9 protein-coding genes and 1 pseudogene are annotated in these 8,871 nt (G+C 45.3%); all 10 read right to left on the bottom strand.

What is annotated here, in order from left to right:
* Nucleotides 1-217: pseudogene (locus BA1DRAFT_RS24275) on the bottom strand (type VI secretion IcmF C-terminal domain-containing protein); the annotation flags it as partial.
* Entirely contained in the window at nucleotides 147-668 is a 522-nt protein-coding gene (locus BA1DRAFT_RS23665; protein ID WP_036783394.1) for a hypothetical protein, read from the bottom strand. The pseudogene BA1DRAFT_RS24275 and the gene BA1DRAFT_RS23665, both read right to left, overlap by 71 nt.
* A 261-nt stretch (nucleotides 669-929) precedes the next feature.
* Nucleotides 930-1,679: a hypothetical protein gene (locus tag BA1DRAFT_RS20805; protein WP_036783391.1), complete on the bottom strand. Its 750-nt coding sequence runs from the start codon at nucleotides 1,677-1,679 to the stop codon at nucleotides 930-932.
* A gap of 193 nt (nucleotides 1,680-1,872) precedes the next feature.
* Nucleotides 1,873-2,337 (bottom strand): cytochrome c oxidase assembly factor Coa1 family protein, encoded by a 465-nt coding sequence (locus BA1DRAFT_RS20800; protein WP_051560913.1) that lies wholly within the window; start codon nucleotides 2,335-2,337, stop codon nucleotides 1,873-1,875.
* 347 nt (nucleotides 2,338-2,684) lie between these two features.
* Nucleotides 2,685-2,810 (bottom strand): hypothetical protein, encoded by a 126-nt coding sequence (locus BA1DRAFT_RS24450; RefSeq protein WP_268747251.1) that lies wholly within the window; start codon nucleotides 2,808-2,810, stop codon nucleotides 2,685-2,687.
* Nucleotides 2,811-2,918: 108 nt separating this feature from the next.
* Nucleotides 2,919-3,332: a hypothetical protein gene (locus tag BA1DRAFT_RS20795; RefSeq protein ID WP_036783390.1), complete on the bottom strand. Its 414-nt coding sequence runs from the start codon at nucleotides 3,330-3,332 to the stop codon at nucleotides 2,919-2,921.
* A 76-nt stretch (nucleotides 3,333-3,408) separates the two neighbouring features.
* Nucleotides 3,409-4,398 (bottom strand): putative type VI secretion system effector, encoded by a 990-nt coding sequence (locus BA1DRAFT_RS20790; RefSeq protein ID WP_036783388.1) that lies wholly within the window; start codon nucleotides 4,396-4,398, stop codon nucleotides 3,409-3,411.
* Nucleotides 4,395-7,007, bottom strand: a complete 2,613-nt coding sequence (locus BA1DRAFT_RS20785; protein ID WP_036783386.1) for a T6SS effector BTH_I2691 family protein — start codon at nucleotides 7,005-7,007, stop codon at nucleotides 4,395-4,397. Before BA1DRAFT_RS20785 ends, BA1DRAFT_RS20790 begins: the two co-directional genes overlap by 4 nt.
* Nucleotides 7,008-7,018: 11 nt before the next feature.
* Complete coding sequence (locus BA1DRAFT_RS20780) at nucleotides 7,019-8,047, bottom strand: DUF4123 domain-containing protein (RefSeq protein WP_036783384.1); 1,029 nt, start codon at nucleotides 8,045-8,047, stop codon at nucleotides 7,019-7,021.
* Nucleotides 8,048-8,057: 10 nt separating this feature from the next.
* Nucleotides 8,058-8,861, bottom strand: coding sequence for a type VI secretion system Vgr family protein (locus BA1DRAFT_RS20775; RefSeq protein WP_268747252.1), 804 nt, complete (start codon nucleotides 8,859-8,861; stop codon nucleotides 8,058-8,060).
* Nucleotides 8,862-8,871 lie beyond the last annotated feature (10 nt).

Here is an 8,871-nt window from a genome sequence, read left to right as displayed (position 1 = left end):
TTCCCGTCTTCTCCACAAAAATCGTTTTCGGCAATCTAAACCCCCGCAGTTTCAATAATGCCAGCGGCCCTTTCCCGACTTCGGTCCGCAATACCTAGGTCAGCGGCAACCCCTCCGGCGTAGTAAATCTCAGCCGGTAACGGCTTTCATCCAGCATCTGCATTTGTGCCGCCTCCAGCCAGCGAATCAATCCCCACGTCCCCGGATAGTCGCGATATCTGCACTGAATCACGCCATTTATTCTCTGACCATGAAAAATAGTCTATTACTTTTTTTTCACCATATTGAACGGCAATTTTTGGCTCTTCCTGCACGATAGTCCCGGCTGTTATTTTATCCGGTAAAAATACGCCATTGTGTAACACAGACATATGTCGATTGGCCCAATTTTGCCACTCTCTATCAATATATTGTCGCTCTTGGTTCCAAAAATGATATATCCCCAACCGATGACCAAAGAGATATAGCCTAAGCCCAAATGCAGCCAGCCATATTAGACCCACCGCACCAAAAATTATCCACCACTGTTGCGACCTGATCTGTCCAGACCATAACACATAGCAAGTCATACCGATGCAAATAATAAGCATGCCTGAAACCAGCCAATGCCATAATACAGGAGAGACAGGTTCCTGCTGGATTGCAATTACGGGTTTATTCCAGCCCATACTTTTACCTTTATAGAAAACATTTACAATAACCTAAAACCACATAGAGAAAACAATATCTTATGGCATAGAATAAAATACTATTAACTCTACGTTGCTTAATTTTCTCTTTTAAGAATAATTCTCATTAACTTCCAATTAAATTAAATCGACTCAAGAGAATTTCAATAATATGACACCAAGAAAATAATCTTTATTTCATGGAATTATCCACTGCCAGCCAAGTGTTAATCTTACTTTGCAGATTATTTACCAAACGGCTCAACTAGCGCCTACATTTACCTGCTGCCAACCATGCTGATCAACCATCACCTGTGTACAACTACCTAATAATGCGACATTTACTGGCGTCAGTGGTTCATTAGCATTTGCGTGAAGAGAAGGCAGTGAGCGATAAATGTCTCGCAAGTCTTCAGCATAATGGCTTGGCTGGATGGTAACTTTCGCGGCAAAAGGGATAAAGTTATCACTACGCCCATAACTTCTCGGCGTTTCCCCCCGGCTTAAAAAGGCAATGACTTTTGCTTCATTCGCTCGCCAATCGGCTTCGCCATCAACCATCGGCGCCATCTCTGCATGTTGCATAACATTTTCGTAGTCATGCTTTGATTGTACCCATTTTAACGCAGCCAATACTGCACGCTTACGTGCATCAACGATTGTCCCTTCTTCACATTTCTGCTCATCGTGTTTTACCGAATAATGTTTTACCGGATTTGCCACGCCATCCCATAAATTATTATCAATCAGAACCGCAATGATTTCTCCTTTCGTTTTTGATGATGCATATTTTAATATGTCCCCCTGACTGGCATTGATTTTCTCCATCAGTTTAACCCGCTCGTGTTTGTTATCGCGGAGGCTTGTTAAATTAAAATTGCCACCAGACATTGCCACTTCTTTTACCGAAGCCTGCGGCTCCGTTTGAGTTTTCTTTTCATCTTTACAACCTGACAATGCCAGTAATACTAAGCCTACTATTATAGGATTTACGGATTTATTCCGGCCCATACTCTTACCTTTATAGAAAACATTTGCAATAACCTAAAATCACATAGAGAAAACAATACCTTATAGTACAGAATAAAATACTATTAACTCTACGTTGTTTCATTTTCTCTTTTAAGAATGATTCTCATTACTTTTCAATTAAATTAAACCGGCTCAAGAGCGTTTTAATAACACTTTACAAAGAAAATAATCTTTATTTCATGGCATTACCGCCTGCCAGTAAATCGATAGATTCCCCTCCTACATCAGGTTGAACAGTAATATTTTTATATCGCCAATGTCCTGCATGTTTATCTGCATCAACATACACCGTACCACCAGACCGATTTCCTTTAATAGCAATTTCAAATCCCGCTTCACTCTCGCTAATACTGCCAGAAATAAACCAGCCTGCTTCAATGGGTTGGCCTAAAACACTTTTCACCGCAGGATTAGATTGTGCCAGCGATAAAGCTTTTTTATAGGGCTCCGAAGATTTTATTGCGTTCATGGCAATCATAAATATACCTGCGATGAAAACAGGAATAAAGCAGACAATCATCCATTTCCATTTACGCACCACCCAACTGCGTTTTTCAGGAAGAGAAGGTATACCCGTCATTGCTTCGTTATCCGATAAACTCCGCTCTTTCTCCATCGTTACATTTTTTTCTTTCATCTCTTTAATACCTTTTCATTCGGGCGAAATGCCACGTTATCTTATGTTCGAACTTATTATTCCATCAGATATAGGGCAGAACCCTATTTACAGTTTTTTACAATTCATTTAACTATTGCTTATTTTCCTCTGTAATCGTGAAAGCAAAACCCATCGCCATTTCATAATGGTTATCATTATCCTTTCCTCATATAGCGACGTTACTGTTTTGTTTATTTAACTGTTTTTCTCCTTTTCAAGGATCATTCTATTCAGTTATTGGCTTCTCCTTACAACCATAAAACTAGTTAGATTCAAAATCGTGCTTTTAGTTCAAAAAAAATTCATTACACAGAGAATATTTTAACTCACAGATAAAGCGTGTCTTTTTTCAATACCCTTTTACCCTTGCTATTGCTGTACTCCGGTGAATGTTGATAATCGCTTTCTGAATACTCGTCATTATCCAATCCAGCTCCGAGTATGCTTTTCATGATTTTGCTATTCCCTGTTTATTAAGCTGGTTCATTGTCGGCTTTTCTCCGTCATGTGAATCTTTTAAATCCAAAGTTGGATTCTTGGTTTCAGGGTAGTTAACTTAACTACACAACGGAAACCGTAGCCCGGTGGAATGAGTTTCCCATTTTCAAACCAATCCTTTCCAAGCTATAAGGCAAGCGCTCTGCTACCTGGCGGGCAAAGGCGGCTGGATCATATTCACGATCGGTAAAATAACCAACCACACATAGGGTTTCGAATTCTTCCAATACACCACTCACTTTGATTAATGGCTTGCGAGGTGGCAATTCTGGCGGTGGAGGCTCTTTTGCTAATATCGCATCCAATTCTGGGATTTTTTCTTTTGTTTTCTCAATCTCTTTTTCTGACTCTTCTTTACTTTCTGGGTGGCTTACTATCCAGTCAAGATTAACTTCAATCCATGTATCAAGACTGCTTCTCTGTCTTTTTATTTCATCAAAATCAATAGCATCTTTGTAAGGACGAAAGGTACTCATAAGCTCCCCTTAATTGCATTTGCAAAACCGTTATTTTGTTTTTCATACAGTTGATTCCTATTTTTAATTACTTGAATCAGTAATAGTAATAATTGCTTATAAAACAGTATTTATCCGGCAAAACTTCTTCACTGTTTCCAGGTGATGGATTAGCTCCTATCTCCTTAAGCCTTTTCTTGGTTAGTTTCTCAAGACTAATATCTTGCGGATTAGGAAAGCCTAATACTGAGAAAATATCCTGAGCCAGTTTAATTGACTGCCACGGCTTTTTGATGCTCACAACGAATGAATAGAGAGAAAATACCGCGGTAAAAAACATAAGCCATAAGGTAAAAATATCTGCTCCATCCCAAAAATTGCTGCCATCTGGAAAAAGAATGGCCCCCAAACAAAGGACGGTAATAAGAAAGAATATGCAGCAAGTATAAAAGACTTCATCCCATGCTTTTGATCGTATCCCTTTATTACACCAAGGAATAATAGAAATAGTTCTCAGTTCAGGCTTTGTCAGCGCATAAACAGCATAATGCTCTTCCTGTTCCATCACAACTAACTCGACATAATCACCTCTTTTTACTGTCGTCAACCCTAACCAACCATGAAAAGGGATACCATTGATTTTCCCCTGCACAAAATGATAATCGCTAGACAACCTTATTTTAGTCTGTGAATTCACCGCAGACCAAGAGGCATTCCCCATCATCGCAATCAATAGAGCGCCAAACTGTTCATTCTCCTCCTTGCGGGCAAATTCCTTAGGAGCATATTCTCGTTCAGTAAAATAGCCTTTGACACAGAGCGTCTCGAATTCCTCCAATACACCACTCACTTTGATTAATGGTTTACGCGGGGGCAATTCTGGTAATGGTGGCTCTTTTGCTAATATTGCATCCAACTCAGGGATTTTTTCTTTTGTTTTTGCAATCTCCTTTTCTGCTTCTTCTCTGTCTTCTGGATGGCTTACTATCCAGTCAAGGTTTACTTCAATCCATGTATCAAGACTGCTTCTTTGACTTTTTATTTCTTCAAAGTCAATAGGATCTTTCAAAAACTCATATGTATTCATGAGAGCACCTTAATTGCGTCAGCAAAGTTTTTACTCTGCCCTTCATACAACTTATCTTTCTGTGATTCGGGGTAAATCCATTGTGTGGCCTCCAATCCCTTCACCGGCTCTAACCCAAAAACACAACTCCGGCACCATTTTTGTAGATCATTATCAACATATAATGACACCAGCCACTCCAGAATAAGCACCCCAAGCATGACTTGCCAGCTAGCCAGAAAACCAACAACCCTGCCGACAGCCAAAGATCCCAACGTTTTTAATGTAGTTTCTAAGACCCCCTTATCTATCAGCTTTCTCTCCAGCAATACTTCTAACAACCCGCCGGATGCTTTTAGCATTGCGCCAATATCAACCCCAATTTTGCCGACGATTAATCCAAAATACTGCCAACGCCGTTTGCCATTCCATTCAGAATAAAGGTCACTGATATCTACCCCCAGATTTAATGCAGAAGAGAGCGTGCCTGCACTCGACCCTATAAATTTAATGGTGTCAGTAGCTGCCATATTTTTTATTCCGTGCTTCACCATTGGTTCCACAATCTCCGTTACCGTACTCAATGCTCCTAAAAACGCGGCAGTCACTTGGGCCTGGCCCTTAACATCCCCTTTACTCTCTTTTCGCTGATTGGCATACTCCAGCCCGTTAAAAAATAAGACTAATAACTTAATCCGGGATTTTTTTAATACCGGCTCTCCTTCGGCGCTGTCAGCAAATTTGTTAAAATCAGACTGATATTTATTACTTTTTTTCAACCGCTCCTTAGAACCCGGTCTCTTAAGTCTCTCCAATACCTGTTGCCGAAATGCATTACCCTCTTTAAGCTGTGATACCGATAAATCAACCGCCTGATCAAACGGCACACCAGAAATCACCGAGAATAGCCCCTTACTCAGCATTTCATTGGTGCTATTCAGCACTTTTCCTAAACGGGTAAAATTAAAGAACCGATCCCCCAGCGTGACCAGCCGCCGGTCACTGTGCAACATAGCCCGGGCAAAGGTACTGTCGGATTTGGGCGGCTTTTCCAGTGCTTCATTCGCTTTATCGTAGGCTTCAACCAGTTTTCCACTCAGTGTCGTTACCGTCTTCATAAACACTGAGATGTCCGCCGGTTTTTCATTCCCCTTATTCAGCTTCATCTTCTGTAAAAACCCGTCCATCTCTTTCATCACTTCCGGGTTATTCAGCAATAATGAACGCCAGACAATGTTTTCCGGTGACAGCGCAGAATATTCGTCAATTAAGGCATCTAAATAGGTACAGCCGGTTTCGGTCACATTCAGCGAAGCGATGGCATAATCCACTGCTTCGCGATAATTGAGGTTGTCCTCCAATCGGGTGGAATGAAAATCCTGACAGCAGGTAATAAACCCACCCTGTTTTAACCAGCTCACCCTGAACAGGGCCAGTTGCTCCAGTTCTTTCGCCACATCGGCACAAAAATCGGCATAACATTGGTTAAATGCCTGTCGTTTAGCCAAATTCAGCTCTGAGGTATATTTTTTCCAGTTATTGGCAAACTCTTGATTGTCCAATTTGATCGTATTACGAGTAACATCCTCTTTAAGCTTTACAAGGTCTTGAGCAGAAGCATGTCCAGAAATCATCGCCGAGATTAGATCAAAATTTCGCTCTGCTTTCTCTTCCGAATGACTTGTTTTCATTTCACGCAGTTGATTCTCCGCACCGTGGAGCAAACTGTCAGTCATAAACTCAATCGACAATTCATCCAGAAAGGTTTTATGCACCCCGGCGATATCATCACCCCAGCCCGCTAATTCATGCGCTATCCCTATCGGATCATGCAACGCGATTAACACCGGCGATACCGGCGTGCCATCTGCGGCCAAACCCCGCTTTTGCATCGCTCTGACCGTAATGTCCGCACATCCCGCCCGCTTGCTACTCCACGGATACAAGGTGCTCTTTGGCCTCAACGCACCGTGATAAACTTCGTAGTAGGGCGCCTCTTCTAATGTCCGGCTGATACGCAACACTTTCCGGTTACAAGACAGAACATATTTGCCGGAATCATTGTCGCCCAGACAGTAATCGATGACCCCATTCAGGTTCTCTATCGTCGCCTGAGCAATCCCCATCCCTTCCGGCACTCCGCGCCACTGCCACGGTTTCACGCACTGCATCCGCCTTTCCCGCGCTTCGCGGTTGTTGTGATAATACTTGATGGTCTCCTGGCTCCACGCTGAGGGCGTGAAAGCCAGCCAAGTTTCCGTATACAAGGCCATATCCTGGAGTACGATAAATTCCATATTGGCGCTCTGATGGGTCGGCGCACGGCAATCTGAGGTTTTCTTGGGAGAGACACCAAAAGGCGCACAAAACTGTTGCCACAGCGCACCATCCTCGCTAACGCTCCAGGCATCCCAACTTTCCGGTTCATCTAATCCGGCACTCGCGTAATAGACATATAAAAACCCCTGCCGTAAGGCACGCAGCGCATAATGATAGCCCGACGACTCCGGTTCTGGCGTTTCCGCCCACACAGGCAAGGTTTCCGAAACATCATCAGGCACCACGGTATAACGCACCGGCAGCAACGCCGGTCCAGTGGACTCACACATCCAACATAATGATCGATTCATCACAACATCTCCTAGTTCTCTAAGGGAATAATGGCAGGATTGGGATGGCCGCACTCACGAGCCAGTGCCGACCACGTTTCTACTGTCAGTCCGGTGGTCCGCTCGACATAACCGCCAGCGCTCCTGCCCTCTTCATGGGATAACAGCGACTGTATTCGGGGGTGTAGATCTATCTCCGGGTGGTAAAGCAGACCATGCAATGCACAGGCTTCGAGGTCTTGTGCCGCATTAAAGGCGCAGCGTGCTGTCACCCGACGCAGCAAGGCCAGCATAATATGCAGGGATTCCCGTTCCGTCCGGCGTAACTGATTGCGATGTGCCTGACGATATCGGCGCAATGCCCGATTCATCGGCCCTGACCAGGCCATTTCTGCTACCTGTTCCGCTGTCAATGACAGTGAAAAGATGTACAGTTCCTGAGCAGACTCGGCATTGTCCCGGTGCAGTAACTGACCGTCGCCGTCAATCAGATACCAGTCTGTCAATGGCCCCAACAAACGCGAGCGTTGCCAGCTATCCAGTACCGGCCAAAAGGCATTATTGACCGCCGGATCATAAAAGCGCAGCATGACCTGCGGTTGAAATGAGACGGACTGCACCGCCATCATACTGATATGGTGTGCAATCGCGGAGGCCGGGCTGGCACTAAACAGCCAGCCACACACCATTCGCCCACGCCCGGCAATCAACTCCGCCGGATCGGTTTCCTGCAACGCCTGCGTGACGCTCAGTGCCAGCAGTTCAGCATCCTCCGGCCGATTAAGATTTAGTGGCACCAGCCAGGGCGAATAGCGGGATTCAAAGCGGTGATGCTTTATCTGTGTCGGTATGGCCGCTGGCTGATGATTCAGGATCGCCACTGGAAACCCTTCTTCCTGACGAGTATCCAGAAAAACCGCCGGGTCAACCAGTAAAAAACCGTGGCCGCCATGCTGAGTAAATGCCATACGCAAATCAGCCAACAAACCGGTTTGCCGTCTGGTTTCAGCCTCGGGGGAAAAATCATAATCCACAGTCAATGAAGTAGCTGCTTCTGTCATTGTTCACTCCTTATTTGGTCATGCCATCTTGATCACCAGCCATTCGCGCTGATGCTGATATACAACGCTCAGGTAACGTCAGGTCTGAACTCTGACTCACCGGGCCGTTTTTCTGCAAAATGTCACACTGGAAGCGAGCATTTTTGGGACCGGCAAAAGAAATATGTCCGTCTTTCAGCGAGATATAAGCCCCGCCGCACTCCAGACGCAGTTCCGTTTTCGCCGAGACGGTCACACGATCCTGTTGACTTGCCAGCGTCAGCGCCTGTTGAGCCAACACCTCTACCGCATCAGTCTGTGCCTGAATCTCTACCTTGCCGGAAGCCGCCAACAGCTTTAGGCCCAAGGTTCGGGTGAACAAACTCAGCCCGTTCCCCACCGCCAGCCGGAATTTCTTCATAATGCTCATATCTGCATCACCGCCGACGGTGGTTATCAGGTTCTCCCCGGCGGAGAGCTGCAAATTGCCCGGTGTCACCTGAGCAATGCCCGAGGGCGCAGAAAGCAAGAGCGCCCGCTGTTGCAGCGCCTTAAGGGTCTCATTCATAAAGGCGGCCTGCGTTTCAATATCAGCCAGTTCCGCTTTCGCCGCCTCAGCGGCATAACGCAACCCCGCCGCGGTCTGAAACGCCGCCTCCAGTTCAGCCAGCGTCCGCTGCATATCTAACTGCTCGCCCGAGGCTTTAATCTGCTGATCGGCGCTGATAAACAGCCCTTTCCCGGCCCGGATAGCTCCCCAGTCGTCGGTACGCAACTCAAATCCTTCGCCGCGCTTGTTGGGATGCGGTCGCTTTCCATCCACCAGATGGCCCAGATTGAGCTGG

This window comes from Photorhabdus aegyptia (assembly GCF_000612035.1).
Classification (GTDB): Bacteria; Pseudomonadota; Gammaproteobacteria; order Enterobacterales; family Enterobacteriaceae; genus Photorhabdus; species Photorhabdus akhurstii.
The sequence above is the reverse complement of the archived record's forward strand: the minus strand, read 5'-3'. Positions and strand labels throughout refer to the sequence as shown.

Excerpts from the sequence above, each read along its gene's own strand:
- BA1DRAFT_RS23665 (WP_036783394.1), bottom strand. The coding sequence starts at position 668 with ATGGGCTGGAATAAACCCGTAATTGCAATCCAGCAGGAACCTGTCTCT.
- BA1DRAFT_RS20805 (WP_036783391.1), bottom strand. The coding sequence starts at position 1,679 with ATGGGCCGGAATAAATCCGTAAATCCTATAATAGTAGGCTTAGTATTA.
- BA1DRAFT_RS20800 (WP_051560913.1), bottom strand. The coding sequence starts at position 2,337 with ATGAAAGAAAAAAATGTAACGATGGAGAAAGAGCGGAGTTTATCGGAT.
- BA1DRAFT_RS24450 (WP_268747251.1), bottom strand. The coding sequence starts at position 2,810 with ATGAAAAGCATACTCGGAGCTGGATTGGATAATGACGAGTATTCAGAA.
- BA1DRAFT_RS20795 (WP_036783390.1), bottom strand. The coding sequence starts at position 3,332 with ATGAGTACCTTTCGTCCTTACAAAGATGCTATTGATTTTGATGAAATA.
- BA1DRAFT_RS20790 (WP_036783388.1), bottom strand. The coding sequence starts at position 4,398 with ATGAATACATATGAGTTTTTGAAAGATCCTATTGACTTTGAAGAAATA.
- BA1DRAFT_RS20785 (WP_036783386.1), bottom strand. The coding sequence starts at position 7,007 with ATGAATCGATCATTATGTTGGATGTGTGAGTCCACTGGACCGGCGTTG.
- BA1DRAFT_RS20780 (WP_036783384.1), bottom strand. The coding sequence starts at position 8,047 with ATGACAGAAGCAGCTACTTCATTGACTGTGGATTATGATTTTTCCCCC.